The 26,620-nt window shown below is 48.1% G+C and carries 25 protein-coding genes, 1 tRNA gene and 1 pseudogene; 10 read left to right on the forward strand and 17 right to left on the reverse strand.

The annotated features are described in order from the left end of the window. Positions 1–86: 86 nt before the first annotated feature. Positions 87–926, reverse strand: a complete 840-nt coding sequence (locus FD01_RS01825) for a methyltransferase domain-containing protein (RefSeq protein ID WP_056962403.1) — start codon at positions 924–926, stop codon at positions 87–89. 75 nt (positions 927–1,001) lie between these two features. On the opposite strand from FD01_RS01825, the gene FD01_RS01830 reads away from it, so the two are divergent. The 3 genes from FD01_RS01830 (at position 1,002) to rpsN (ending at position 3,602) form a co-directional block, all read left to right on the forward strand. Then, positions 1,002–1,949, forward strand: coding sequence for a magnesium transporter CorA family protein (locus FD01_RS01830; RefSeq protein WP_056962404.1), 948 nt, complete (start codon positions 1,002–1,004; stop codon positions 1,947–1,949). Positions 1,950–2,194: 245 nt separating this feature from the next. Next, complete coding sequence (locus FD01_RS01835) at positions 2,195–3,172, forward strand: GMP reductase (RefSeq protein ID WP_056962405.1); 978 nt, start codon at positions 2,195–2,197, stop codon at positions 3,170–3,172. Between the two features lie 160 nt (positions 3,173–3,332). Then, complete coding sequence (gene rpsN / locus FD01_RS01840) at positions 3,333–3,602, forward strand: 30S ribosomal protein S14 (RefSeq protein WP_054714954.1); 270 nt, start codon at positions 3,333–3,335, stop codon at positions 3,600–3,602. Between the two features lie 47 nt (positions 3,603–3,649). On the opposite strand, the gene FD01_RS01845 is transcribed toward rpsN, so the two are convergent. Beyond that, positions 3,650–4,021, reverse strand: a complete 372-nt coding sequence (locus FD01_RS01845) for a PTS glucitol/sorbitol transporter subunit IIA (RefSeq protein ID WP_056962406.1) — start codon at positions 4,019–4,021, stop codon at positions 3,650–3,652. Between the two features lie 110 nt (positions 4,022–4,131). On the opposite strand from FD01_RS01845, the gene FD01_RS01850 reads away from it, so the two are divergent. From FD01_RS01850 to FD01_RS01860, 3 genes are all read left to right on the forward strand, one after another. Beyond that, positions 4,132–5,160: a lactonase family protein gene (locus tag FD01_RS01850; RefSeq protein WP_056962407.1), complete on the forward strand. Its 1,029-nt coding sequence runs from the start codon at positions 4,132–4,134 to the stop codon at positions 5,158–5,160. A gap of 442 nt (positions 5,161–5,602) precedes the next feature. Beyond that, positions 5,603–6,427 carry an undecaprenyl-diphosphate phosphatase gene (locus FD01_RS01855; RefSeq protein ID WP_054714949.1) on the forward strand — a complete coding sequence of 275 codons (825 nt, stop codon included), beginning with the start codon at positions 5,603–5,605 and terminating at the stop codon, positions 6,425–6,427. A gap of 10 nt (positions 6,428–6,437) precedes the next feature. Next, positions 6,438–7,073 carry a copper homeostasis protein CutC gene (locus tag FD01_RS01860; RefSeq protein WP_054714947.1) on the forward strand — a complete coding sequence of 212 codons (636 nt, stop codon included), beginning with the start codon at positions 6,438–6,440 and terminating at the stop codon, positions 7,071–7,073. 87 nt (positions 7,074–7,160) lie between these two features. Here the strand turns inward: FD01_RS01860 and ltrA are convergent. The 6 genes and pseudogenes from ltrA to yjbM form a co-directional block, all read right to left on the reverse strand. After that, positions 7,161–8,542, reverse strand: a pseudogene (gene ltrA, locus FD01_RS01865) (group II intron reverse transcriptase/maturase). 507 nt (positions 8,543–9,049) lie between these two features. Then, entirely contained in the window at positions 9,050–10,666 is a 1,617-nt protein-coding gene (locus tag FD01_RS01870; protein WP_056962408.1) for a peptide ABC transporter substrate-binding protein, read from the reverse strand. A gap of 40 nt (positions 10,667–10,706) precedes the next feature. Next, positions 10,707–11,951 (reverse strand): peptidase T, encoded by a 1,245-nt coding sequence (gene pepT / locus FD01_RS01875; protein ID WP_056962409.1) that lies wholly within the window; start codon positions 11,949–11,951, stop codon positions 10,707–10,709. 196 nt (positions 11,952–12,147) lie between these two features. Next, complete coding sequence (locus tag FD01_RS01880; protein ID WP_054714944.1) at positions 12,148–13,053, reverse strand: RluA family pseudouridine synthase; 906 nt, start codon at positions 13,051–13,053, stop codon at positions 12,148–12,150. After that, positions 13,050–13,847 (reverse strand): NAD kinase, encoded by a 798-nt coding sequence (locus FD01_RS01885; protein ID WP_054714942.1) that lies wholly within the window; start codon positions 13,845–13,847, stop codon positions 13,050–13,052. The genes FD01_RS01880 and FD01_RS01885 overlap by 4 nt, the downstream gene beginning before the upstream one ends. A gap of 1 nt (position 13,848) precedes the next feature. Further along, positions 13,849–14,508, reverse strand: coding sequence for a GTP diphosphokinase (gene yjbM, locus FD01_RS01890; RefSeq protein ID WP_054714939.1), 660 nt, complete (start codon positions 14,506–14,508; stop codon positions 13,849–13,851). Positions 14,509–14,600: 92 nt separating this feature from the next. Between yjbM and FD01_RS01895 the strand changes: the two genes are divergently transcribed. Both FD01_RS01895 and FD01_RS01900 read left to right on the forward strand, forming a co-directional pair. After that, positions 14,601–15,164, forward strand: a complete 564-nt coding sequence (locus tag FD01_RS01895) for a CYTH domain-containing protein (RefSeq protein WP_054714936.1) — start codon at positions 14,601–14,603, stop codon at positions 15,162–15,164. Between the two features lie 71 nt (positions 15,165–15,235). Beyond that, positions 15,236–15,823: a DsbA family protein gene (locus FD01_RS01900; RefSeq protein WP_225436266.1), complete on the forward strand. Its 588-nt coding sequence runs from the start codon at positions 15,236–15,238 to the stop codon at positions 15,821–15,823. Between the two features lie 60 nt (positions 15,824–15,883). Here the strand turns inward: FD01_RS01900 and FD01_RS01905 are convergent, their stop codons facing one another. The 4 genes from FD01_RS01905 to FD01_RS01920 all read right to left on the reverse strand — a co-directional run bounded on the left by FD01_RS01905 (position 15,884) and on the right by FD01_RS01920 (position 19,720). Further along, positions 15,884–16,930 (reverse strand): competence protein CoiA, encoded by a 1,047-nt coding sequence (locus tag FD01_RS01905; protein ID WP_056962411.1) that lies wholly within the window; start codon positions 16,928–16,930, stop codon positions 15,884–15,886. Between the two features lie 130 nt (positions 16,931–17,060). Then, complete coding sequence (locus tag FD01_RS01910; RefSeq protein ID WP_056962412.1) at positions 17,061–18,404, reverse strand: PFL family protein; 1,344 nt, start codon at positions 18,402–18,404, stop codon at positions 17,061–17,063. A gap of 13 nt (positions 18,405–18,417) precedes the next feature. Then, positions 18,418–18,684, reverse strand: coding sequence for an ACT domain-containing protein (locus FD01_RS01915; protein ID WP_054714918.1), 267 nt, complete (start codon positions 18,682–18,684; stop codon positions 18,418–18,420). Positions 18,685–18,895: 211 nt separating this feature from the next. After that, a complete protein-coding gene (locus FD01_RS01920; protein WP_054714916.1) occupies positions 18,896–19,720 on the reverse strand; it encodes an NAD(P)H-hydrate dehydratase in 825 nt (274 codons plus the stop codon). Between the two features lie 104 nt (positions 19,721–19,824). Between FD01_RS01920 and FD01_RS01925 the strand changes: the two genes are divergently transcribed. Next, a tRNA-Leu gene (locus FD01_RS01925) sits at positions 19,825–19,908 on the forward strand. Positions 19,909–19,992: 84 nt separating this feature from the next. Here FD01_RS01925 and FD01_RS01930 read toward each other — a convergent pair. From FD01_RS01930 to leuS, 4 genes are all read right to left on the reverse strand, one after another. After that, positions 19,993–20,685 (reverse strand): pseudouridine synthase, encoded by a 693-nt coding sequence (locus FD01_RS01930; RefSeq protein WP_056962413.1) that lies wholly within the window; start codon positions 20,683–20,685, stop codon positions 19,993–19,995. A gap of 3 nt (positions 20,686–20,688) precedes the next feature. Further along, positions 20,689–22,326 (reverse strand): putative polysaccharide biosynthesis protein, encoded by a 1,638-nt coding sequence (locus tag FD01_RS01935; protein ID WP_056962414.1) that lies wholly within the window; start codon positions 22,324–22,326, stop codon positions 20,689–20,691. 138 nt (positions 22,327–22,464) lie between these two features. Further along, entirely contained in the window at positions 22,465–22,758 is a 294-nt protein-coding gene (locus FD01_RS01940; RefSeq protein WP_054714913.1) for a hypothetical protein, read from the reverse strand. Positions 22,759–22,895: 137 nt separating this feature from the next. Further along, the gene (gene leuS / locus FD01_RS01945) at positions 22,896–25,307 is read right to left on the reverse strand and encodes a leucine--tRNA ligase (protein ID WP_056962415.1); all 2,412 of its coding nucleotides are present in this window, start codon (positions 25,305–25,307) and stop codon (positions 22,896–22,898) included. A gap of 333 nt (positions 25,308–25,640) precedes the next feature. Here leuS and FD01_RS01950 point away from each other — a divergent pair, with 333 nt between their 5' ends. Further along, positions 25,641–26,315, forward strand: a complete 675-nt coding sequence (locus FD01_RS01950) for a phosphatase PAP2 family protein (RefSeq protein ID WP_054714908.1) — start codon at positions 25,641–25,643, stop codon at positions 26,313–26,315. Between the two features lie 30 nt (positions 26,316–26,345). Here the strand turns inward: FD01_RS01950 and FD01_RS01955 are convergent, their stop codons facing one another. Next, positions 26,346–26,564 (reverse strand): hypothetical protein, encoded by a 219-nt coding sequence (locus tag FD01_RS01955; protein WP_056962416.1) that lies wholly within the window; start codon positions 26,562–26,564, stop codon positions 26,346–26,348. Between the last annotated feature and the right edge of the window lie 56 nt (positions 26,565–26,620).

A 26,620-nucleotide genomic window follows, 5' to 3' on the forward strand; every position in this document is an offset into this window, starting at 1 on the left:
TCAATTTCCCAAAAGCAAGCCCTGATTAAAGCCAGAAATAAAAATGCTTAAGAGTAATTTAACACCTCATGATGCATTTTGCAACACTAAGCATGAGATTTCATCACCTGTAACAATTTGACGGCGACATGAATGCTGGCTGGTGGGTTGGCTAACAAGGCTGCGCGCTTATCAGCCGGGGCTTGCCAGCTCAACGGCGTCATCGCCACAATATCTTCAAACTGTGCGGCATCGACTGGAAAATCATATTCGATATCTGAAACTTCTGCGTCTGGATAAGTCGCCATAAACCGTTCCAACACTGGCGCATTGGAATATGTAGCTTTCGGGGTGCCCGCATACAAACCTTGGCGCAATTCACGCAAATAATCCGCTTCTGGGATCACTTTGAACAACCGCCCGCCAGCTTTGAGTACCCGATCAAACTCGGCATAAGCGCCTGGTGAAAATAAATCCACTAACACATCAAAGGAACCATCCACAAACGGCAACCGCGCCAAATCCGCGACACAGAAAAATGCAGGCGTATCCAACGCCCCAGCTAATTGAATTGCTGGTGCTGAAATATCAAACCCAATGGCATCTGCCCCAGTTTTGGCGAGATCTGCTGTCGGCGTCCCTTCGCCGCAACCGATGTCCAACAAGCGTTCATCCCCGCTGAGTTGCGCCGCGATCCGATCGACAAATGGCGAAAATAGCCCTGCTTGTAGTACGCGCCGCCGCGCTGCCAACATTTCCGCCGTATACTCGGTTTTTACTGGCGCATTTAAAAAGTTGATCGTGCCTTTTTTCGCTAGATCAAAGCGATGAGCATTAGCACACACAAACGAGTGGCCTTCCACAAACAGCGGTTCATGACACACCGGACAAGCAAACAATGGTCCCAGCCCTGCTGCCCATTGTGACTTTGTATCGATTTTTTTCAATTAATTTCCTCCCGGCGTGCCAGCCTGCCTAATTTCGCGTAGAATGTTAGCTATAGAAACCACGGAGGGTCAGCCATGCTTGCAATCTACAAGTTCGATGATACAAAAGCAAAGCTCACGACGCAAACCAAAATCACGCCAGGCGTGTGGATCAATGCTGTTGCGCCTGACGCAAGCGAACGCCAGCGCTTAATGGAAAAAGCCCATGTCCCAGAAGACTTTCTGTTATATGGCTTAGATCCTGATGAAGGCGCACGTTACGAATATGAACCAGATGACGACGCGCATCTGTTGATTTTTGATATGCCCATCGCCGGCCTCGACAAGAAAAAACGCGTCACCTATAAAACAGTGCCTTTGGCGATTATTTTGACCAAAACGGCGATCATCACCATCGATCAACAATCCCAACCGTTATTGGCCATGTTCGCTGAAAATCGGGTGCCGAACTTCAACCCCGCCAAGCGCAACCAAGCGAGCCTCATGATGCTTTATCAAGTGACTGTCGCCTATTTAGCTTATTTGCGCGACATCAACAAAGCCCGCGAAGCCTTAGAAAATAAGTTGCAAAACAATTTGAAAAACGAAGAACTCTACGCATTAATGGGCATCCAACGCGGCTTGGTGTACTTTATGATGAGTATTAAAACCGACCGCAACGTGTTGGATCAACTGCGCCGCAATAATCCCCTCAGCTTAGACGAAGACGATCAAGATCTGCTGGATGATATCATCATTGAAAATCAGCAAGGGTCTGAAATGGCTGCGATTTCCAACTCCATCTTAAATGAAACCAGCGATACTTACTCGTCGATCATCAACAACAACATGAACGGGGTCATGAAATTCCTGACGTCTTATTCGATCATCTTGACGATTCCGACGTTAGTCTTCTCGTTTTATGGCATGAACGTGGAGCTGCCTTGGGCCAATATGCACGCCAGTTGGATCATCACGATCGCCATTTCCATTGCGATCGGCATCGTCGTCGGTTTCGAGTTCTGGCGGAAGAAGTATTTCTAATTTTCATCAGCACCATTCAATATTCGCATTTAAGTCTGCACATGCAGGCTTTTTTGTTGAACAAAATTCGGTTTTACAGAAATTGTCATTCGGAAATCAGTCGATCGGCGGCTAAAACACGAACAATTGTTACAAATTTCATTTTAGGTTTGACTTTTACCCGAACTTCGCCTATATTATCTCGTGGTGCGAAAAGTGCCGACGATTTATTGAAGATTGTTCGTGTTTTTGAAAGGACGACAAGTATGCAAATTTTTGACTATGAAGATATTCAACTGATTCCCAACAAGTGCATTGTGCGCTCGCGCAAAGAAGTCGATACGACCGTGGAATTTGGCGGCCGCACCTTCAAGTTGCCTGTTGTTCCCGCTAATATGCAAACGATCATTGACGAACCGCTGGCGCAATGGCTCGCCGAAAACGATTATTTTTATGTGATGCATCGCTTTAATCCCGAACGTCGGGCAGATTTTGTCGCGGATATGCACAGCAAAGGCTTGTTCGCGTCGATTTCGGTTGGCGTCAAACCCGAAGAATTCGCCTTTGTCAAAGAACTTGCCGGCCACAAGTTGAATCCTGAATACATCACCATCGATATCGCGCATGGCCATTCGCAAATCGTCATCGACATGATCCAACACATCAAGAAATATCTCCCTGACACGTTTGTCATCGCCGGTAACGTTGGCACCCCAGAAGGCGTTCGGGAACTCGAAAATGCTGGCGCTGACGCCACCAAAGTCGGCATCGGCCCAGGTAAGGTCTGCATCACCAAGCTCAAAACTGGCTTTGGGACCGGCGGCTGGCAACTGGCCGCTTTGCGCTGGTGTGCCAAAGCTGCTAGCAAGCCGATCATCACCGATGGCGGAATCCGCAACAACGGTGACATCGCCAAGTCCTTACGTTTTGGTGCCACCATGTGCATGATCGGCTCACTTTTTGCCGGCCATTACGAAACCCCAGGTAAAAAAGTCGAAAAAGACGGCAAAATGTTCCAAGAATATTATGGCTCCGCTTCTGAATATCAAAAAGGTGCCCATCATAACGTCGAAGGCAAAAAGATCCTTTTACCATTAAAAGGCCACATTGCCGACACGTTGACGGAAATGAAAGAAGATCTGCAGTCCTCTGTTTCTTACGCCGGCGGCCGCGATTTGGAAGCTTTGCGCAAAGTCGATTATGTCATCGTGAAAAACTCCATTTTTAACGGCGATCAATACTAAGATCAAAGCGCGTCACCTGCGTGGTGGCGCGCTTTTTGTTTTGGTCAAGAAACGTCAAATTTCACTTGTGATTTGAAAGTGCCCGTGTTAAACTAAATGAGTTGTTACTAACGGGAAGTAAGTTATTTTTAGATAAATTCAAATCAAAGTGAGGAATTATATGGCTAAGAAATCAAAAATTGCCAAAGCAAAGAAAATCGCTGCCACAGTCGATAAGTACGCTGCCGTTCGGGCTGAGTACAAAGCCTCAGGTAACTATGCGGCCTTGCAAACCTTACCGCGCAACGCCAGCCCGGTGCGGATGCATAACCGCGATCAGCTCGATGGTCGCCCGCATGCCTACATGCGCAAGTTCGGGATCTCACGGTTGAATTTCCGCGATCTTGCCCATCAAGGCCAAATCCCAGGGGTCCGCAAAGCCTCTTGGTAGCCTAAAAATCAACAACCTCCGATTGCGGCGACAATCGGAGGTTGTTTTTATTTCGTGAGATAGATGATCGTGCTGCCAATGGTCAATTGTGGCTTCACTTTCGGTTCTAAGTACAGCGCATTTTCCATCGGTTGATCGGGAATTTGATCAAAAATCAAGCTCACATGGCCGATGGTTTGTAAATTCTGATTGGCGAGTTTGCCGACACGCTCGACCAAATAACTCACTGAATCGATTTCAACGTGATCGCCTACCGCAACCGTCAACGCCAATTGGGCTTTTGGATCATCGAATTGCTGGATCACCGCCACATCGCGCAACGCCGGCGTCGCACTTTCCCCAAATAAAATCACCAAGGAATCGGCGGGATCAAGCGCGTTGGCGCCAATTGCGGTCACTTTCGAAATTGTTATTGTCATGAGAGCCTCCTGCAAACCTTTTCTTCTATCATAACATGTTTGCCTCGCAACGTATCCGGTTTCACGCGTGTGTTATAATAGAAGCAATTATTTTTCTGGAGGCTTTCGATATGAAACAAACAGTGATCCTCGGCGGCTACACTAAAAAAACTGGGGCTGGCATTTATTCTGCTAACTTCGATTCCGCCAATGGCAGTATTTCCACCCCTGAACCTTTTGTCACTGGGGTCAAAAACCCGACTTACCTCGCGATTTCTAAAGCCAACTTCGCCTATGCCTGCGCCGCTGGGGACGGTGAAGGCGGCTTGGCGACCATCGATTTGAACCAAAATCCGGCTAAAATCATCAACACCACGTTTTCAAAAGGTGGCTCACCTGCCCATGTCTCCATTGATGAAGCGCGCCAATTAGTTTTTGCTAGCTTCTATCACGATGGCCGCGCGGTGGTTTACAAGATCCAAGCTGATCATACTTTAGTTGAAGTTGATCGGGCCGTACATGGTGGCTCCGGCCCTCGTCCTGAACAAGATGCCATCCATGTGCATTATTCTGCTTTGGCGCCTGATGGCCGTTTGGTCTTAGTCGACCTCGGTAACGACACTTTATCCACTTACCCAGTATCTGATGCAGGCAAGTTGGGCAAAGCCACGGTTTTGCATTTGCCAGTTGGCTACGGTCCGCGCCACATCGCCTTTTTGAACGATCATTTGGCTTACTTAGTCGGCGAACTCTCCAGCCAAATCTCGGTTTTGCATTACGATAATGGGGCCTTCACCATTGGCGATACCCGTGCGACGATTCCTGCCACTTGGACGGAACATAACGGGGCTGCGGCGATCCGCATTTCTGCAGATGGCAAATTCGTTTATGTTTCCAATCGCGGTTACGACTCCATGGCAGTCTTTGCCTTAAAAGACGGCGGCTTGCATTTGGAATTGATCCAACAGATCCCGGTTCAAGGGTCCTTCCCTCGCGACTTCAATTTCGATTTGACCCAAAAGTATCTCTTAGTGGTCAACCAAAACACTGATAACGCCACGCTTTATCGCCGCGATGAAGCCACTGGTAAGTTGACTTGGTTGCAAGCAGACATTCCAGCACCAGAAGCCGTTAACGTCAACTTCTTGCCTGCTGAATAATTTCAAAAATATATACTGCAAGGTTCTGAACGTAAAAGGTCAGAACTTTTTTTCTTGCAATCAAACCATTCAAACTCGTTAATAATTAATGAACCTTCACTGAACAATCAACGTAGTAGCATTTTGAATGTGAGTCGGAAGTTGGCCGTCGGTGCGTGGTGAGATTTCCGTTAGTGACTTGTCGCTTACGGAAAGCCACAGAGAAAGATCCACTTGAATCAAAGCGTAGCGACGATTCAAGTTAGCTTTCTCGAGGACCCTCACCACGCACCGACGAGCCAGCTGGAGGCCCACGTTCAAAATGCCGTCTCTCTATTAATTTGTAGCATTTTTGTAAAAGTGCCTGTATCAGTGGCAATATTTTTCACGCAAGGTATACTAAAAATGCTGGGTTTTCATTTATAGGCAGTCACACAAGGCTGCTTTCAATCAGGAGGATTCTATGTTAGACATTTTCAAAGCCATTATTATCGGGATCGTCGAAGGGCTGACGGAATTTCTGCCCGTCAGCTCTACCGGCCATATCGATTTGGTCAGCCAAGTGGTCAAGATCCAACAAAACGCTGACTTCATGGCGATGTTTGAATACGTGATTCAATTTGGCGCGATTTTAGCCGTCATCTTACTTTACTTCAACAAACTCAATCCCTTCGCCCCATCCAAGTCCCATGCAGAAAAATCTGCCACTTGGGTGCTGTGGTTCAAAGTGATCATCGCCTGCATCCCCTCGATCGTCATCGGCTTGCCGTTAAATGACTGGATGGATGCGCATTTGCACACCCCACAAGTGGTCGCAACGACTTTGATCCTTTACGGGATTTTATTCATCGTCATCGAAAACATGTTCAAAAACCGCGCTCCAAAAATTGCGAACTTAGCGAACTTGTCTTATCAAACCGCTTTGTTCATCGGGTTGTTCCAAGCCTTATCCATCGTTCCCGGGACTTCGCGTTCTGGTGCCACGATTTTAGGAGCGATCATCTTAGGGGCCAGCCGTTATGTCGCCACTGAGTTTTCTTTCTTCTTGGCCATTCCTACCATGGTCGGTGTCTCGATTTTAAAAATCGGCAAGTTCTTAATGAACGGCAACACCTTCACTGGCGAACAATGGGTGATTTTATTAACTGGGACGGTCGTTTCCTTCATCGTCGCCTTCATTTCCATCAAGTGGTTGCTGAAATTCGTGCAAACTCACGACTTCAAGCCATTCGGGTGGTACCGCATCGCCTTAGGGATCGTCGTCATCTTGGTATTGTTCTTAGCTTAGGAGGTTCCGCATGTTAAAAGAAGTCTGTGTTGAAAACTTCACCTCATTGCCAAAAGCTTTAGCCGCTGGTGCCCGTCGCATCGAACTCAACGACAACTTAGCCGCTGGCGGCACCACGGTTTCCAAAGGGGTCTTGGCTGAAAGCACGCGCTACATTCATGAACATGATGCTTCAGTCGTGGCCATGATCCGCCCACGTGGTGGCAACTTTGTCTATAACGACTTAGAACTTAAAATCATGGAAGCTGATATTTTCGAAGCCCAAGCCCAAGGCGTTGATGCCGTAACTTTTGGGGCGTTAACAACAGATGGTTGGCTCGATGAGGACGCGATGGAAAACTTGATCGCCGCTTCAGCTGGGATGGATGTGGTCATGCATATGGCCTTCGACGAAATTCGCGCCGACCGCCAACAAGAAGCCATCGACTGGTTAGCCGAACATGACGTGGCCCGCATCTTGACGCATGGTGGACCGTTAAGTGAGCCAATCACTGAAACCTTGCCGCATTTGTTGACCTTGGTCAAACAAGCTGAAGGCAAGTTGACCATTTTACCAGGTGGTGGCATCACTGCTGATAACGTCGACATGGTGGCCCGCGAATTAGGCGTGGCTGAAGCGCATGGCACTAAGATCATCAATTTCTAATCAATCGAGTAGGAGGTAGTTGATTAGTTCGACTACCGACCTCTCACACCACCGTACGTACGGTTCCGTATACGGCGGTTCAGTAATTTAAGCATTCTGAATATGCTGGAGCGTCTTGGACAGGTTTATCAGTCCAAGACGCTCCAGCTTTTCATTTGTTAGGGTATAGTACAGCGTTTTGCTGTGCGCCGTTCGCCAGTACCCTTACGAGTGTTGGCGGCGATGTATGCATCACTAGCTGATAGCCCTAATCGTTTCAAGTTATTGATTCTAGTTATGGTATTCTTCCACTGCTTCCAGATATACTGACGAATATGTGACCGAAGCCACTGGTCTAGCGAGACTATAAAGCTCTTCATCTTGCCAATGCAGTAATATTGCGACCAGCCACGCATCTTGCGTTGAATCTGCCCAAGCATATCCTCAAGAGAAGTCCCGCGATTACGCTTGGTAAGCTTCTTCAGGGCTTGCTTCACTCGTTCTTTGCTTTGCCTCACCGGACGAGGATACGCCCCGTTCTTATCTACTGAGAGGCTAAAACCAAGAAACTTCATCTTAGTCGCAGAGACGACTTTCGTCTTCTCTTGGTTGACCGTTAGCTTCAGTTCCTTTTCAAGAAAGTGGGCGATGCTTGCCAGCACGTGTTCACCTGCTCGTGGCGACTTGACGAAGATATTGCAATCGTCGGCGTGGCGCACGAATTGGTGGCCGCGTCGGGTCAGTTCCTTATCAAGCTCATTGAGATAAATGTTTGCCAATAACGGGGAGATCGGTCCGCCTTGTGGCGTACCTTGTTCACTTCGTTCAAACATCTTGCCGTTCATCGTACCGCTGGTAAGAAATCGGCGAATGAGCCGAAGCGTCCAGCGATCATCGATTTGGCGTTCAAGAAACTTCATAAGCATATCGTGGTTGACCGTATCAAAATACGCCTTGAGGTCAAGGTCTACCACATAGTGATAGCCCGAATTATAAAGCGCCACTGTGCGCGCGATTGCGTCGGCACAGCTTCGATTTGGTCGAAAACCAAAACTATTGTCGGAGAATATCTGTTCAAACACTGGCGATAATACCTGAGCGACTGCTTGTTGAATCAGGCGGTCAACGACGGTCGGTATGCCAAGATTACGCACGCCACCGTTTGGCTTAGGGATCTCTACTCGCTTAACTGGTTTAGGTTTATAATTCCCATCCACCAGACTTACCAGTAGTTCTCGCTTGTGTTCTTTCAGATATGGCAGGAGTTCATCGAAAGTCATCCCGTCTATTCCCGCCGCTCCTTTATTCTTGAATACTCGCAAATAGGCCTGATTGAGGTTTTCTCTGCTGAGAATCAAGGCTTGAAACCCAATGCCACTCATCATCGTATTTTCTCCCGACGCCATACTACGCGCCCCAGTTTTCCTTTGGTCTTCCAGACCTATCCTCCGCTGGCGGTCAGCTTGTTCTGTTTTCTGCGATTGTCGCATGGTATCCACCTCCAATATCAGTGTGAGTTATTACTGTTCAGCCCTTCACGGCTTGCGCCGCTACTATGGCCTCGGCTGACTCCTGCATCACTCAACGAGACATCACTGCCTCGCTTTACCTCGTTTTCCTTTGGGCATTCCCAGACGAGATCATGTGATACAGGCTTCCCCAGGTAAGAACGTCAACTTTCACACCATGTCGCTGTCAGCTTTACGGTCATGACTTCGAGTAGTATTGGACTTTGGTTTGTGCAGCAACCTTATGCCTTATAGCTACTTCTTGTACATCAGCGTAGTGTTTTGCTCATCAGGCTTCCTTCAGATTCCACCTCACGATGGACACCCTTGCCCTTGGCTAGTGATTCCGACTACTACGGCTCACAGTGGACTTTCACCACCTAGTTGGCGTCCATGCTGGGCGCACCCCAAAAACTGCGAATCTCAACTGAGGTTCGCAGTTTTTTAACGTTTTGAATGGACTTTATTCATTCACCAGGCACTGAATCCTTATCTGATTGAAGCATACTTAAAATCATAAGGCACCCCGGTTGGGTTGAAAATAACATGCTTGACTTTCGATTTCAAAAGCTGCAAGTTGTTGGCAGTATACAACGGGATGGTACCTTGATCTGTCATCAATTGCCTTTCAGCAGCTTGCAACGTAACCCAACGCTTTTGTGAATCATTGCCATATTTGTTTTCGCTGTCGTCTAGCAATTGATCGACTTTCGTACTTTTGTAACTAGAATTGTTGTAACTGGAATTCGACAACCAAATATCCAAGAAGTTGTACGGATCAGACCAAGTGGACTGCCAAGTGGCGGCAACAATGTCGTAATTGCCAGAGTTTTGCTCTTGCAACCGTTGGGCCTTAGGGATGTTGCGCACCGTGACCGTCAAGCCGGGTAGTTTCTGCAACGCGCCTTGTAGGTACTCTGACACACTCTTGGAGTTATCCGTATCATCTGCCAAAAGAGTGATATTCAGTTTGGTGATACCAATTTCCGATTTACCAGCCTGCCAAAGCTTCTTGGCTTTGGCCAAATCAAAGGCAACTGCCGATTTTATTTGAGTGCTCTTAGCAAAATCCTTACCGGTAATTGAGTTTGTCGCCAAGCCTACTGGGACAAAGCCTAACGCCGCGGTCGAATCATCTTTCAGCACATTCTTCACTAAAGCTTGGCGATTGATGGTCAACGACAACGCTTGGCGAATTTTTTGATCCTTGAACGCTGGCTGGGTCTTTTGGTTCAGGTCCAAACGCACCAGATTAGCACTTAAGCGATTAACGGCTTCTTTGTTGTTGACCTGTTGTTGTGCCAAGGCACCCGTCAAGGTCACCTCATCGAGCTTGCCTGAATTATACAAATTTATCGCCGTAGAGGAATCCTTTACCACAGTTTCATTGATCTTGGTCAGCTTGACTGCCTTCTTGTCCCAATATTGGTTGTTTTTGACCAGGGTCCATGAGTCTGAGGAACCATTCCACTTGGTTAGCTTGAAAGGACCGGAGTACACTTGCTTAGCGCTGGTCGTGGCGTAATCTTTGCCATATTTTTCAATCACTTTTTGATTTTGCGGATAGTACAACGGAAAGGCTAAGACTTTCTTGAAGTATGCTGTTGGCTTCGCCAAGGTGATTGTGAAATGATATTTGTCTTGGGATTTTATGCCAAGTTTGGTTGGGGACATCTTCCCCGCAATAATCGCATCTGCATTTTTTACTGGTGAGAAGTAAAACGCATCTTGTGATTTCGTCGCTGGCGTAACAGTGCGTCGCCACCCATATACGAAGTTCTGTGCGGTGATTGGATCACCGTTGCTCCAATTGGCGTGGCGCAAAGTGACGTGATAAGTCAAGCCGTCTTTAGACACGGAAACTTTCTTGGCTAACGCCAACGTCAGCTTTTGCCCTTTATCTTTCATCCGATAGATTCCCTCTTGGGTATTCATCATCATCTGAAAAGAACCGGTATCAGTTGCTTGGGCCGAATCGTTGGTCACGATTGCCGCTGTTTCCATCCACGAAAGCGTCTGTTTCTTACTCTTGGCGTTAGTCCCACAACCAGCCAGCAACAATAATGTGCTGGTTCCTACGACGATCCTACTAGTTTTTAAATTCATTCAGTATCTCTCCTCGTTAACATTGCTACTGTTTTCCGGATCATTCGCTTTGTTCAACATTCAAACTAGCAATGGCAACCAACGTCTCAGCTAGTTTGCCTATCGCCTCCGTTGACACAACTTCATATGGTCCATGAAAGTTAATCCCACCGTTAAACAAGTTAGGGGTGGGCAAACCTAAATAAGTAATTTTTGAGCCATCGGTTCCACCGCGAAACGGGATAATCGAAGGCGTCAAGCCGACTGCTTTAATCCCCGCTTCGGCCAAGGCGAGTATCTGGGGATTTTTTTGAATTGCTGAAGCACCATTGTAATATTGGTCGTGCATCGCAATCGTAATTCTCAACGTGTCAAATTGCGCGTTTAGAGTCTCGGCAATTTGTTGAAACGTTGCTTTACGCGCATCAAACAGCTCCTTATCGTGATCGCGAATGGTGTATACCACCGTAGCATGATCTGTGTTGCCATGAACCGAATTCAAGTGGAAATAGCCTTGATGCCCCTCGGTATATTCAGGACGCTCATATTTCGGCAACGCATTATCAAAGTCGCGCGCAATGGACAAGGCATTGATCAATAAGTCTTTGGCGTTGCCGGGATGCACGGAAACGCCTTGAATCTCCAGCGTAGCCTGAGCAGCATTGAAAGTTTCGTATTCAATTTGACCGAGATCGCCGTTATCCAGCGTGTAGGCAAAATCCGTTGCGAAGCTCGCCACATCAAAACGGTCCGCGCCAGTACCGATTTCTTCATCTGGGCCAAAAGCTAATTTGATCTCACCGTGTTTGACTTCGGGATGCGCAATCAAATAACGAACTGCGCCGATTGCACCGGCGATGCCAGCCTTGTCATCGACTCCCAAAAGTGTGGTGCCATCGCTTGAAATTAACGTTTCACCAAAATAGCGGCGTAATTCCGGAAACTGATCGACGGTCAGTTCAAGTCCATTATCAAAATGAATCGGAGTTCCATCGTAGTTTTCGTGGATCACGGGATGTACACCTGCCGCTTCGTAATTTGCCGTATCCAGGTGGGCAATATATCCAATACTCGGCACATTTTTGTTAATATTAGCCACCAAGGTTCCAGAAGCAAATCCACTGGCCATGTTAAGATGAACATCGGTGAGGCCCAGCATCTCCATCTGTTTGACTAAATGCTTTGCAAAAACAGTTTGTCCTGGAGTGGACGGGACTGAAGTTTGAGTGGGATCCGAGCGCGTGTTCATTTTAGCGTACTTCAGAAAATCGTCTTGGATTGCCGATAAATTTATGTGATAAGTCATGTTTCTCCCCCTAGATAATTAAATAACGGTTAATAATTGATTAGCATTAGTTTGTAATTTAATGGCTTTTTTGTCAATTATTGGAGATAGCTTATCTAACATTCTTGGAAGTATTATTTTTCCACGGTGTCGGAACTACGGTTAAATAAAGTCTCTGCAACGTAAAAAAGTCAGTAACATCACACATAATGTGCAGTTACTGACTTTTTAATTGCAGCTGATTGGCTAATGCCTTCAAATCTTTTGGTAATGGCGCTTTGAGGTGGATCATTTGTTGCGTCAGCGGTTGCCAGAAATCGAGTTCCGCACAATGCAGCGCTTGGCGATCGAGTTCTGGTACCGCAGGGCCACCATACAAGTCATCCCCAAACAACGGATGTCCGATTGCTGAAAAATGCGCCCGAATTTGATGGGTACGGCCAGTATGCAGACGGACACGGATCAATTGCGCTTCAGGGACTTGATCCAGGACCTCATATTCAGTCACTGACACTTTGCCGTCAGCCACCACGCCACGATGCATATAAAAATCTGTCGTGCGTCCTAAGCGCAAAACCAACCAGCCATGAGCCGGAATCGCCTTGGCCCCAGAAACTAGCGCCAAATAATGCTTTTGCATCTTGTCGGTATGCAATAGCGTATCGATCAAGCTATGGGCAAGGCTATGTTTGGCAAATAGCATCAAGCCACTGGTATCGCGGTCTAAGCGCGTCACCACATGAATGGCGGTGCTTTCAGCCTGGGAGTCGATCAAATACGCCTTCACGCGATTGGCCATGGTGTCTGGGCTTTTGGCCACATCTGGGATTGATGCGATACCGGCGGGTTTGTTGACGACTAAATAGTCGCGATCTTCATACACGATATCAAATGGTGCTGAATACGGGATCACTTGATCAGAGACTTTATCTGGCGCTAGCACCATGTCGACCACATCACCTTGATGGACGACAAAATTGGTGTGCACGGACTCTGCGTTCACAAAGAATTCCCCACCGTGAAATTTCGCTTTTTTGATTTGCATGCGCGCCATGCCGATTTGTCGCAAGAACGTGTACAACTTGATCGGCTCGCTTTGCGCATAAGTCCACGTTAATTTCACTGCTTGGCGCCGATGAAGGCATCTTCCACGCGATCCCAGAAGTGCATGTGCCGATACCGGGCAAAATGGATCCGCTCGCTGGCAATTTTAAAGCGGATCGACGTGACCAACTGCGGCGTGATCGAAAATTGATCGATGCTCATGAGATAATCTTGGAACGGTTCTGGACGCAAAATCACCCATTCATCAGGCGCTAAGATCATTGGGGCGGCTAATGTGCGGAAGACGCGGTTGTTGATCGAGGCAATTTCAGTCACTTGCATGGCATCCAAGCGCGGATGGATCACCGCGCCGCCATTAGACTTGGAATAAGCCGTGGATCCAGTTGGTGTCGACACACATAAGCCATCCCCACGAAAGCTTTCAAAAAAGTCTTCTTTGATATAAACATCGCAGCGCATCGTCCCGGACAAGCGCTTCAAAGTCGCTTCATTCAACGCCAAATAATGCGAAGTGGTCCCATCTTCGTAGTCCGCTAACACATCTAACAAGGGATAAGACACACTTTGCCCAGAGTCATTGAGCAAGGCTTGCACCAATTGGTCGATTTCAAAATCGCGCCAATCGGTATAAAAGCCTAAATGCCCAGTATGCACCCCAATAAAGCGCACATGATCGAGCTGTTGCGCATAACGGTGAAACGCGCCTAACAGCGTGCCATCGCCGCCAACGGTGATCACCACATCAGGTGTGTCCAGATCCATTTCAAAACCCGCGGCCGTCAGCTTGTCTTCCAGCTTTTTGGCCGCGGTTTTTGATTGACTATTCGAATTTTTGATGATGGCGATACGCATACTAGTCATCCTTTTTGTCTGCTTTTGGCATCGGGACATTTTGACCTTTGCCATAAGAAAACAGCTGTTGGGCTTCTTGAATTTCTTCTCGGATCTCAGACATTTCTTCATCGAGCATGAAACTGGCTTCCGCCGCCCGCTTCAAACGCGCCTTCAAATCATCAGGAAATTCGCCTTGGTATTTATAATTTAATGAGTGCTCGATGGTGGCCCAGAAGTTCATCGCCATAGTGCGGATCTGCACTTCAGCGAGGAGTTTCTTTTCGCCATGTACCAATTGCACCGGATATTCGATCACCACATGATACGAGCGGTAGCCACTGGGCTTGACGTTAGTGACATAATCGCGTTCTTCGACGATTTTCATGTCGGTGCGTTTGTGCAAAAGATCCACCACTTGGTAAATATCTTCCACAAATTGGCACATGATCCGCAGCCCCGCGATATCTTGCATATCTTGTTCCAACAATTGGTCTGAAATATAGCGCCGCGACTGTTTTTCGATAATGGAGTCGATGGGTTTGACCCGGCCGGTCACAAATTCGATCGGCGTGTGTTCATTGGCTTGTTGAAATTGTTTCCGCATTCCACGGAATTTAATTTTCAGTTCATCAACCGCTTGATAATACGGCATTAAAAAGCTATCCCAATCACGTTGCATCGCCATGCCTCCACATCCATATTGTAACAATCTTAGTTTACCATATAATGGAGACAATATTAGTTGACGAGTACACCGAAAGGACCACAAAATTGTCAAAACAAGTCGAACAAGAATTCAAAACGCTTCTGCCTGCTACTACGGCTGAGCAATTACTCACGCAAATCACCTTTCAGCCGCCGTTTACCCAAACCAATCGTTATTTCGATACCGTCAATCATCAACTCAAAGTCCATCACTTCGGCTTGCGCACACGCGAATTTGCTGATCATGCCGAACAAACGCTCAAAGTCCCAGCTGGGCCAAACCGCAAGTTGATCGAATACACGGATGCGATCAAAGGCGCTGACTTGGTTGCCGGTGGTGCAGTTGAGGCCCAGCTGAGCCAAGCCGGCATCGCTTTGGCCGACTTACAACTGATCGGCCAAGCCACGACCACGCGCTATTTAGCCCCGCAGCCTGCCGGTTTGCTGACGCTTGATCACACCACCTACGCCAATGGTCACGATGATTGGGAACTGGAAATGGAATACACCGATATCGCCGTAGCCCAGGCCTTTTGGCAACAATTGGCCACAGATTTTGCCATCAACTTACTGCCTCCAGAAAACAAGATCCAGCGTGCAATTGATAATGTGAATAAGTCACAAGGCTAAAAATTGTGTTCTAAAAATTATCTGGTAAAGTTAGGATATCGAATAAATTTGGAGGGTCCAACTTGTTAGAAATGTTTCTGTTTGTGAATCCACTTGGCGCACAATGCCGCCAAGCTGAAGCCGCAGTCTTTCGTCTCCAACAGGAATCACGTCAAAAAGTCGACTTGCATGTCGCGATGTTGCTCAATTTTCAAGTGATCACCGATATCCTCACGCATCACCATCAAGACCCTAAAGATTTGAACTTACGCAACCTAGTCAACGATGCCGCTTATCAAGTGGCCTTAGACTTCAAAGCCGCCCAACTACAAGGCAATCAAAAAGCCCGCCAACTGCTGTTAGGCGAGCAAGAAATGTTCAACGATGGCAATTTCACCTATGATCCCGCCTTTGCGATGGCGCTGGTTTCTGGCTATCACTTAAATCAAGCTGCCTTTCTCGATGATCGTCAGCGTTTGGCGACCACGCGTTGCCTGGATAGTGATCAACACATGGCTCAAGAAATGGGCGTCACCCAAGCCCCAGATGTCGTCGTGTTTGACACCGCAAGTCTTGACGCTGGCGTCAAGCTCGGCAATACCCGCAACTATCAACGCCTCAAAGCCGTCTGCGAAAAGCTCGCTGAGCCAACGTCACCTTCGATGCTACACGTGCTTTGATCCCCAATTCCAATCAGCCCACGACAACTTCACAAAGTAGTCGTGGGCTTTTGCGTCGATTCAGCGCAAGGCTGCTAATTTGTGTTCGCCATCGACAAACCACGGCAACGGCTTGACCCACTGCCAGCCATCGGCGGTGGCATTTAAATAACCTGCTTGGCTCAATGTCTGCAGCCACACCGTTGCCACCGTCGTCACCAGTGCCGCATTGTCCACTAACGGTGTGATGGCGAGTGCGACTTGCTCATGCCAGAATTTCTGATTCATTTCCCGGGAAATATTGCCACCTTCAAAGGTTAATAACCACTTCGCGCGCAGTTGCCACTCAGGTACTTTCAACCCGATCAACTGCGTTAAGTGCTCATGCACCAACCAAGGTAAGCCGCTGAGATGTTGTCCTTGCGCATACGCGAGTTGTTGCAACGCCAATACATTGCGCTCGCGATAATGCAAGGCGTTATCGATCAAGCGCACGATTTTAGGCCCAGATTGTCCGACTCGTACTTGGCGCTGGTGCATCGGTCCCTGACTAAAGCGTTGCACGTTGAAATACCCCCTTTGTGCTTGCCACAATTCCAAAAAGTTTTGGCCGTCGCTATACCACAAGTGATAGCCATGTTGCGTATCCCAACGCAAGAATTTGGCCTGCATGCCGCCAGGTCGTTGACTGTAGTAACGCGGGCCGAGGATCCAAATCACTTCCAACCCTAATTGTGCATAACCTTTCGTCCGTTCTTTCAAGCGCTTCGGGTCTAATGGACTGCACTGAAATTCCAAAATCAATTTCCGTTCAGGCTTTTCCCACACCACATCTGCACGCTGGCGAATTTCTGGATAATACACTTCTAGCGTCACGGCATAACCTAACAATTGGCCCAACTGCATCAGCCACTGTTTGCCGCGCAAATGAATCGTACTTTCGCCTTCGCTGTCGACATCACAAGCCGGTCCGATATGGGCAAAATGTGCAGGCATCACTTGCCCGTTTTTGATGCGGACGGGTTCGCGACAAGCCGGACAGATAAACTCACCGCCGCGTAATTTTTCTGCCTGTTCATGATCCACTAAGGTAATGCGCTTTTCATCAGTTGTCATTGCCACAAACATTCGATCACCCCTTCACTAATAAATTACGCAAAGCAAAGGCGTTTCATCTTTTGAAACATTGGACAACTTTGAGCAAACGAAAAAAGCCTCAACGAAATGAATCGTCGAGGCTCAGTAAAATTCTCATCGATTAATTCTTGAAGCTGTGAATTGGCGCTGGAATATGGCCACCGCGGTTGACGAATACTGATGCGTCCCCGGTGTTCACTGCCATGATCGGTGCTGAGCCGAACAGCCCACCAAATTCAATGGCATCGCCGACTTTTTTACCAGGCACTGGGATCACCCGCACCGCCGTGGTTTTGTTGTTGATCATGCCAATGGCCGCCTCATCGGCGATCATTCCCGAAATCGTCGTTGCTGGTGTTTCCCCTGGCACCGCGATCATATCCAAGCCGACCGAACAAACCGCCGTCATCGCTTCGAGTTTTTCCAAGGTGATGTGGCCGGCTTCGGCCGCTTTGATCATGTTGGCATCTTCTGAAACCGGAATGAACGCCCCAGATAACCCACCAACGCGTTCGGCTGCCATCACGCCGCCTTTTTTCACCGCATCATTCAATAATGCGAGCGCGGCGGTCGTCCCAGGCGTACCGACATGACTCAAGCCCATGGTTTCCAGAATTTCAGCCACAGAATCCCCCTTAGCAGGCGTTGGCGCTAAGGAGAGATCGACGATGTTGAACGGTACCCCTAAACGTTCCGCTGCGACTTTGCCGACAAACTGCCCCATGCGAGAAACTTTAAAAGCAGTTTTTTTGATGGTTTCACACATCACTTCAAAATCCGCATCCGGTTGATTGGCAATGGCCCGCTGTACGACACCAGGACCAGAAACCCCAGTGTTGATCGCGACATCGCCTTCAGATACACCCCAAAAAGCGCCAGCCATAAACGGATTATCTTCCACCGCGTTACAGAACACCACCAATTTCATGGCGAGTTTTGGATCAATGTCAGCGATGGCTTTGACGCATTCGCCCATCAACTTCACGGCATCCATGTTCAAACCAGAGCGAGAGGCCCCGATATTGACGCTGGAACATACCCGATCCGTCGCTGCCAAGGCAGCGGGAATTTGATCGATCAAGGCCAAATCGGCTGGCGTGCAGCCATTTTGCACTGTTGCTGAAAACCCACCGATTAAGTCCACTTCAACGGCTTTAGCCGCATCATCCATGGCTTTGGCGATCGGCAAAAAGTCTGGCTTTGGATCAGCGCCAGCCAACATTGCCACTGGCGTCACTGAAATGCGCTTGTTCACGATCGGAATCCCGAATTCACTGGAAATCGCGTTGGCCACTGGCACCAAGTTCTTGGCCTTATCAACAATTTTGGCATAAACGCGCTGAGCGGTGGTTTTGGTATCGCCAGTGATACAATCCAACAAGGAGATCCCCATGGTGACCGTGCGAATATCCAAGTTTTCTTCGGCGATCATTTGAATCGTTTCTTTGATCTGGTTGCTTTCCATGCGTTCCTGCCTCCTAGAGTTTGTGCATCGCGTCAAAAATTTCTTGACGGGCGATTTTCACTTCAACACCGATGTCAGCCCCAAGATCTTGCAAGTCGGCCTTGATGGCCCCAAAGTCCCCGTCTTCAGGCAACTTGGCCAATAACATCATCGTAAATGCGCCTTGCATAATCGTTTGGGACACATCTAAAATATTGACGTTCAATGCGGCGAGTTTGGTGGTGACTTTGGCGATAATGCCGACTTTATCGGTTCCGATCACAGTAACGATGACTTGCATAGGTTGATTTCCTGCCTTTTTGATTGATAAATTTAGTTTACCATAAGTCCCATCATTTTCCGGTATTAATCTTGTATTGTTCGGATTTTTTGTGATTTTCTCTTTGAATTTAACCGACAGATGCGCAAGGATCGCAGAAAAATTAGCCACTGTCAGCACTGGTCTAATCACAGGCAAAAAGATATCCACAACATCTTGTGGATACTGTGGATTATTTTTGCGACATCAGTGCCATATATTGTGGTAGTTGCGTAATCACTTGAGTTGGTAAGGCCACATAATGGGTGCTTGCAACCTCATCAGCGACGGCACTGTGGGTATACACCGCCGCACAAATCGTGGCATCTGAATACCCGAACTGACCAACAAACGCCGCCAAGATACCCGTTAACGTATCACCTGAACCTCCTGTTGCCATCGCTGGCGAGCCCGCTGGATTCAAATAGGCTTCTTGCAGCCCAAAAATCTCGGTTGCTTCAGATTTTACGATCACGACGCCCGAAATTTTTTTTGCTGCTTGCGCATTGGTTTGTGGGTTTTGATCGGAAAGCTTGACGCCAGACAAGCGTTGCCACTCCATTTGATGTGGGGTCCAAATCAATCGCGCTTCAGGCACTGTTAAGTGCTCACGGGCAATCAAGGTGATGGCTGACCCGTCGATAATCACTGTTTGGTCAGGACGAATCGTAGCAAATACTCGCTTTAATAAATGTAAAGCCGCATTATCATCGCCTAAACCTGGCCCGATCACTAACACATCTTGGGCAATGAGCAAGGCTTCAAGCTTGCCGGCATCAAATGGCAAAATCATCGCCTCTGGCAAGCGAGCATGCAACGCCGAGCGATTCACCGCATCTGTCACCACACTCACTAAGCCTGCGCCTGCATATACTGCAGCACTTGCCGACATGATCGCAGCGCCGCCATATTGGGCATTGCCACCGATGACTGTCACGCGACCGAACTGACCTTTATAACTTTTCTTTTTTCGAGGGTGAACCACTTGGCTCACACATTGTTCTGAAAGAGTTTGCATTGCTATCACCTCAAGACTATTGTACCGCAAGTTTTTTGGCTTGGGACTGGACACACTCGACAAACCTTGATATACTAGTTTTCGTTGTTAAGTTAACAACTCATGCCGCAATGGCGGAATTGGCAGACGCGCAGTGTTCAGGTCGCTGTAAGGTTTTCCTTGTGCAGGTTCGACTCCTGTTTGCGGCACTACTTGAGTTCAACTGAGAAGTTGAGCTCTTTTTTTGTCCTCAAATACAAAAAAAGGACCAGCTTTCACTGATCCCTTACGAGTTATTGCTGTAATTGCTTCATTTCGGCTTCTGTTAACAGCCGATATTGCCCTGCTTGCAAATCATCGGGCAAGCGCAAGCCGCCCATGGACAAACGTTGCAGTTTTACGACTTCGACGCCAACGGCATGAAACATGCGCTTCACTTGATGGAATTTGCCTTCATGAATCGTGATCTCAGCCTCACAATCACCAACTGATTTTACCTGAGCTGGCGCTGAGGTGAAATCTTTAAAGACGATCCCCGCTTCAAGTTGCGCGATCATGTCAGGCGTTAATGCTCCATCTAGCGTCGCCAAGTAAGTTTTATCCACATGGTGCTTGGGGGATAACAAGTCATGGCCTAATGCCCCATCAGTCGTCAACAACAACAAGCCCGTCGTATCTTTATCCAAGCGGCCCACTGGAAACAACCCCGGTCGGCGATCACTGGGTGTAACCAGATCCAAAACGGTTCGGGCTTGCGGATCTTCTGTCGCGGTGATCACGCCAGCTGGTTTATTCATCATATAAGTCACAGCCAGCTGTCCAGAAACCATTTTCCCGGAGACTGCCACTTGCATCGTTTCAGTCACGGCAAACCCGGGATCGCGCACGACGTCACCGTCAACAGTCACCAGTTTTTTCTTGATCAATTGCTTCACTTCAGCACGACTGCCGACTTGCAAATGCGCCAAATATTTATCTAATCTCAAAGCTTACCTCATATGCAACCGTCGCCGGATACCAGCCACCCGCGAGCCGACGATCATGTCAGCCAAGCGCGTTTTCAAAATGGCATAGCCATAAACAAGCACGCCTAATGGGACTGCCACGACGATGGTTAAAATTGCCGGTAACGCGCGCTGAGTGCCTAAGAACATGCCCATCAACAGCGCGATGCCGCGAACCACGACAAACATCAACGCGGAAAAGCCGCAAATGCCAAGCAGGCGGCGCATCGTTTGCCGCGCTTTATAGTGATAATCTACCCGCAAGGTATGCAACATCAACAAGCTGGTGACGATCATGCCGATCATCGAGCTGATGGTGGGGCCATACACATTGAAAAAGTAGATCATCAACCACTGTAAGACGATTTTGACGGCAAATCCCACTGCCATTTCAGCAATCGCCAACCGGTTGCGAAACATGCCTTGCAACAACGTCGCCAATACCGTGAACAACCCAAGCAAGATTGCCAAAAAGCTGGACAGCTCTAACATATGCACACCGAGTTCATCATAGCCGTAAAACAGCACATATAACGGTTTGGCAATGGCTGCCATCCCCACTGCGGCTGGGATCATCACCACATAAAACAATTGCAAGGTGTTGGTGATTTGTGCAGCCACTTCATGCTTGTCGCCTCGCGTCGCTGCCGTAGCCAATAACGGCAAGGCGGTAACTGCCATGGCGACTGCCAATGACACCACGATCATGATCAACTTATTAGCGTTCCCCGCAAACAACGCATAAATTTCATCTAAGCGGTGTTCGGAAACCGCATAGCGCACGTGCATCATCGGATTGAACGTGTATTGATCGACGATGTAGTACAAGTTGATCGCCGAATCCAAAATAATAAACGGTACGGCTTGTTTGATGATATCCAATAAAATTTCTGGAATCGAAATCTGTAAATTATCATCACTGGTTTCAGCCAATTCCACAAAACGCTGACGTTGCCGCAAAAAGTAAACTGCCAACAAGCCCAAACCAAATACCGCGCCGACAAAAGCCGCAAACGTGGATTGCGATACCGCATCAACGTAATTGCCACTACCTAAGCGCATGATGATAAAGGTCATCAACAACATGTAAATGATCCGCGCTACTTGTTCAATGAACTGACTGATGGCACTGGGCGCCATTTCGTTATAGCCTTGGAAAAAGCCCCGTAAAATCGATAAAATCGGGATCAACAATAACGGCCAGGCCAACGAGCGAAAAATCTGTGTCAACGCCGGATCATGTACCGCCAAAATCGGGGCCAAGAACCATAACGCCCCAAATGACAATATGCCCATCCCCGCCATCAACAATAAACCATTAAAAAATAGCCTGAGGCCAGTTTTATATTCATTCATGGCATTGTAATGCGCCACTTGTTTGGAAATCGCACTGGGGATCCCAGCGGTGCCGATGATCAAAAACACACTATAGATCTGATACCCTTTGGTAAATAAGGCGTTGGCGGTTAAAAAAGCTGCGCCCATCCAAATACGCCAAGGGACGATATAAATCGCACCTAAGATCCGGGAGAAAATACTGCCAGCGGTCATCCATGCCGAACCGCGTAGCATTTGTTCTTGGGCAGAACGCTTGGGGCGTTGTGCCGATGTTTGTTTTTCCATGTGTGCTACGCCGCTCCTATCAATGCACTATCCTTTACAGTTTAATAGATATTCACGGGTGATTCAACGAATGAACGTGATTCGTCATGTGTTTTACACCAAAAAAACAGTCGAGCCATCATGGACTCGACTTGATTTTTATTCAGCTGGTGTGGTTTGCGTTTTGTTGACAGCAGGTTGACCATTGACATTGCCACGCGGTGAAATCGTGCCTTGGACATAGTCACCTTGCGTGGCGTCACTGGCTGGCGTCGTCGGTGCGACCCAACCGATATGCTTGAGCTTGCCGGACACATTTTGCCAAGCGAGGTCATAGTAGTAATAAGTTGGCGTCTTGGGATTGACTTGCACTGTTGAGTCAGCGAGCACTGGCACGGCACTAGTCGCACATAATCCGATGAAACAAACAATTGAAATTAAAGTTTTTTTCAATTCGAAGCCTCCTTAACTCTTATGGTAACGCAGAATTCACATTTGTTAAGTCGAGCTAACTGAAAGCCGCCAGCTGTCATTATCGGTATGCCCCGCACAAAAAAGCCAAGGCCTAAGCCTTGACTCCTTGGAAAAACTTATTTGACAACAATGTTGACGATCTTATTTGGGACGACGATTTCTTTAACAATCGTCTTGCCAGCGATAAACTTCGCCACATTTTCGATTTCCTTGGCTTTGGCCTTGGCAGTTTCATTGTCAAGATCAGCGTCGACGGTGATATGACCGCGCAGCTTCCCATTGACTTGCACCATCAAGGTGTATTGCTTGGTGACTAACTTGGATTCATCCACAGTTGGCCAAGCCGCATAAGTCAAGCTGTGATCATGACCTAACTTGTTCCAGATTTCTTCCATCAAATGCGGGGCAATTGGGACGAGCATCTTGACCAAGCCTTCAACATATTCATATGGCAAGACGTCGGCTTTTTGCGCTTCGTTGATGAAAACCATCATTTGCGAAATGGCGGTGTTGAAGTGCAAGTCTTCAAAGTCTTCGGTAACTTTCTTGACGGTTTCGTTGTAAACCTTGTCGAGTTTGCCATCGTTGAAGGTGGTGATGTGATCACGCATTTTACCGTTGTCATCAATGAAGGTGCGGTATACGCGATCCAAGAACTTGCGCGCCCCGGCTAAACCAGTGGTGCTCCAAGCGATCCCGGCATCCAATGGGCCCATGAACATTTCATACAAGCGCAAAGTATCGGCACCGTATTGTTCCACCACGTCATCTGGGTTGACGACGTTGCCTTTAGACTTGGACATCTTTTCATGGTTATCGCCTAAGATCATCCCTTGGTTATACAACTTTTGAAAGGGTTCTTTGTTCGGGATAGCACCGATATCATGCAAGAAGAGGTTCCAGAACCGGGCGTACAACAAGTGCAATACCGCGTGTTCCGCACCGCCGATGTACAAGTTGACCGGCAGCCATTCTTTGAGCTTGTCATAATCAGCAAGGGCTTCTTTGTTGTGCGGATCCACAAAGCGCAAGAAGTACCAAGAAGACCCGGCCCATTGTGGCATGGTGTTGGTTTCGCGCTTCCCTTTGCGGCCGTTTTCGTCGACCACATTGACCCAATCATCCAAGTTGGCCAATGGAGATTCACCAGTACCAGAAGGTTTGATGTCAGCTTCTTCAGGCAACATCAATGGCAATTCATCTTCTGGAACCAACGTGGTTTCGCCATCTTCCCAGTGAATCACAGGAATTGGTTCGCCCCAATAGCGTTGACGGGAGAAGACCCAGTCGCGCAGCTTGTAATTGACATGCTTCTCGCCGACACCTTTTGCTTCAAGCCATTCAATAGACTTGTCGATGGCATCGGCTTTGTTCAACCCGTCTAAGAACCCGGAGTTGATGTGCACGCCGTCGCCAGTGTAAGCTTCTGCTTCAACGTTGCCGCCTTCGATCACTGGGATGATCTTCAAATCAAACTTCTTAGCAAAGGCATAGTCACGATCATCATGGGCAGGAACGGCCATGATTGCCCCAGTCCCATAAGTGGCTAAGACATAATCAGAGATCCAAATTGGCAGTTTTTCGCCGTTGATCGGGTTGATCGCATATGCGCCGGTGAAGACACCAGTTTTGTCTTTGTTCAAGTCAGTGCGTTCCAAGTCAGACTTGTGTTCGATGGCCGCTTTATAAGCATCAACTGCGGCTTTTTGTTCTGGCGTGGTGATTTGGTCGACTAACTCATGTTCTGGGGACATGACGCTGTAAGTGGCGCCAAACAAGGTATCTGGACGCGTCGTGAAAATGTCAAAAGACTTGTCAGAGTCTGCGACTTTAAAGGTCACTTGGGCCCCAACGGAACGGCCGATCCAATTGCGTTGCATCTGTTTGATGTTTTCAGGCCAATCCAAATCATCCAGATCTGCCAACAACTTGTCGGCATAAGCGGTGATTTTCAACATCCATTGACGCATTGGTTTGCGAATGACTGGGAAGCCGCCACGTTCAGTTTTGCCGTCGATGACTTCTTCATTGGCAACCACAGTCCCTAGATCTGGACTCCAGTTGACTGGGATTTCAGCTTCATAAGCTAAACCATGCTTGTACAGTTGTTCGAAGATCCATTGGGTCCACTTGTAGTAGTTCGGATCAGTGGTGGACAATTCACGGTTCCAGTCGTAAGAAAAGCCCAGTGAATTGATTTGACGCTTGAAGTTTTCAATGTTTTTCTTGGTGAATTCCCGGGGGTTATGGCCGGTGTTCAAGGCGTATTGTTCAGCTGGCAAGCCAAACGCATCCCAACCCATTGGATGCAACACGTTGAAGCCTTGCATCCGCTTCATGCGGGCGGTAATATCCGTAGCTGTATAGCCTTCTGGATGCCCCACATGCAAGCCTTGGCCTGACGGATATGGGAACATGTCCAACGCATAAAAATTCTTTTTATCGGGGTCAGTGGTGGTGTTGAACTCGTTGTGTTCAGCCCAATACTTCTGCCACTTTTTCTCGATCGCCTTGTGATCGTATACCATCAAAATTGCCTCCTAGAGTTAACCAAACTGAGCAAAGAATACAAAAAGCCGTCCTAAAAAGTTAGGACGGCTTTCACCGCGGTACCACCTAAGTTCTGCATGATGCAGCGCTTGATTGGGATAACGGTCCAGCCGCGCGGCGCTACTGAGTTCACGCCGACAACGCAAAAGGTGAGTTCGTCTACTACTTCGCCAAGCTCACATTGCCCGCTTGTTTTCTGTTGACCCGTAGCTGGATTACTAGTCCCTTGTTCGTTTGATATTGGGTCAATAATAGCAAAACTTAAAGGTTCTGACAAGCCTTAGCAACCAATCTATGCTAGGATTACTTCTATGAAAAATAAAATATTCACGCCGAATGCTCGGCGTCCTCAATCATTCATCCCCATCGCCATCATTGCCTTGATCTGCGCTTTGCCTTTGATTTACGGCGTGTGGCAACATAGCAGCTGGCTGTCCACCCTCGATCAGCCAATCATTAACGTGATTTGTCACACGCGGCCAAGTTGGTTGACTGCAAGCTTGCTGGTGATTACCACTTTAGGCGATCCCCTCAGTGTCACCCTCATCGCCGCTGTTTTTGCTTTCGGGCTGTGGTGGCAAAAGCGCCCGTATCAAGCGTTATTTGTCCTCAGCAACGTCGCGGTGATGTCTGGCATCAATCACTTGATCAAACACTGGTTACGCCGCCCACGCCCATTTATCGCCGATCCCAGCATTCATCCATTGACCACTGCTGGCGGCTTTTCGTTTCCCAGTGGGCATTCTGCAGGGGCAATGCTTTTATATGGTAGCTTAATTGTTTTAACTTTGATTTGGCCCGTATCCAAAAAATGGGCTTGGGGTCTGCGCCTTGTTTCTGGCGTCATGATTTTTCTCACTGGCGTATCCCGAATCTACGTGCAAGTCCACTATCCCACTGATGTCGCCGCCGGCTGGTTGCTCGCTTTGTTTGGTGTTTGTTTGCTGGCATATCTTTGGTGGCCAAAAATCAAATCTGAAGCCTAATAAAAAGGCCCTCGATTGAGGACCTTTTTATTAGGCCGTTAATTGGCCATCATGATCAAAATAATTAGCGATCAAGGCTAAAATCACGGTGATCACCGTGCACCAGTACAATCCATGGATCCCAGTGTACAAAATGTGCCGCAAACTCGGTAGCACGCTGGCAGATAATTCGCTGGCTTTGTTGGGATCGATCAACGCGTTGAACATATCAGCATTCAACTTGTGATTGCCGGCCACGCCTTGCGCCAAGGGGCGTGCGGACGTTTTTCTGGACTTTCAACCTCAGGCGGCCTTGCTCTGACGGT

Origin of the sequence: Lacticaseibacillus manihotivorans DSM 13343 = JCM 12514, from assembly GCF_001435035.1 — a bacterium.
GTDB classification, from domain to species: domain Bacteria; phylum Bacillota; class Bacilli; order Lactobacillales; family Lactobacillaceae; genus Lacticaseibacillus; species Lacticaseibacillus manihotivorans.

Bases quoted from the DNA above. Each gene is read 5' to 3' on its own strand.
- FD01_RS01830 (WP_056962404.1), top strand. From the start codon at position 1,002: ATGCTTGCAATCTACAAGTTCGATGATACAAAAGCAAAGCTCACGACG.
- FD01_RS01835 (WP_056962405.1), top strand. From the start codon at position 2,195: ATGCAAATTTTTGACTATGAAGATATTCAACTGATTCCCAACAAGTGC.
- rpsN (WP_054714954.1), top strand. From the start codon at position 3,333: ATGGCTAAGAAATCAAAAATTGCCAAAGCAAAGAAAATCGCTGCCACA.
- FD01_RS01845 (WP_056962406.1), bottom strand. From the start codon at position 4,021: ATGACAATAACAATTTCGAAAGTGACCGCAATTGGCGCCAACGCGCTT.
- FD01_RS01850 (WP_056962407.1), top strand. From the start codon at position 4,132: ATGAAACAAACAGTGATCCTCGGCGGCTACACTAAAAAAACTGGGGCT.
- FD01_RS01855 (WP_054714949.1), top strand. From the start codon at position 5,603: ATGTTAGACATTTTCAAAGCCATTATTATCGGGATCGTCGAAGGGCTG.
- FD01_RS01860 (WP_054714947.1), top strand. From the start codon at position 6,438: ATGTTAAAAGAAGTCTGTGTTGAAAACTTCACCTCATTGCCAAAAGCT.
- FD01_RS01870 (WP_056962408.1), bottom strand. From the start codon at position 10,666: ATGAATTTAAAAACTAGTAGGATCGTCGTAGGAACCAGCACATTATTG.
- pepT (WP_056962409.1), bottom strand. From the start codon at position 11,951: ATGACTTATCACATAAATTTATCGGCAATCCAAGACGATTTTCTGAAG.
- FD01_RS01885 (WP_054714942.1), bottom strand. From the start codon at position 13,847: ATGCGTATCGCCATCATCAAAAATTCGAATAGTCAATCAAAAACCGCG.
- yjbM (WP_054714939.1), bottom strand. From the start codon at position 14,508: ATGCAACGTGATTGGGATAGCTTTTTAATGCCGTATTATCAAGCGGTT.
- FD01_RS01900 (WP_225436266.1), top strand. From the start codon at position 15,236: ATGTTTCTGTTTGTGAATCCACTTGGCGCACAATGCCGCCAAGCTGAA.
- FD01_RS01905 (WP_056962411.1), bottom strand. From the start codon at position 16,930: ATGTTTGTGGCAATGACAACTGATGAAAAGCGCATTACCTTAGTGGAT.
- FD01_RS01910 (WP_056962412.1), bottom strand. From the start codon at position 18,404: ATGGAAAGCAACCAGATCAAAGAAACGATTCAAATGATCGCCGAAGAA.
- FD01_RS01915 (WP_054714918.1), bottom strand. From the start codon at position 18,684: ATGCAAGTCATCGTTACTGTGATCGGAACCGATAAAGTCGGCATTATC.
- FD01_RS01920 (WP_054714916.1), bottom strand. From the start codon at position 19,720: ATGCAAACTCTTTCAGAACAATGTGTGAGCCAAGTGGTTCACCCTCGA.
- FD01_RS01935 (WP_056962414.1), bottom strand. From the start codon at position 22,326: ATGGAAAAACAAACATCGGCACAACGCCCCAAGCGTTCTGCCCAAGAA.
- leuS (WP_056962415.1), bottom strand. From the start codon at position 25,307: ATGGTATACGATCACAAGGCGATCGAGAAAAAGTGGCAGAAGTATTGG.
- FD01_RS01950 (WP_054714908.1), top strand. From the start codon at position 25,641: ATGAAAAATAAAATATTCACGCCGAATGCTCGGCGTCCTCAATCATTC.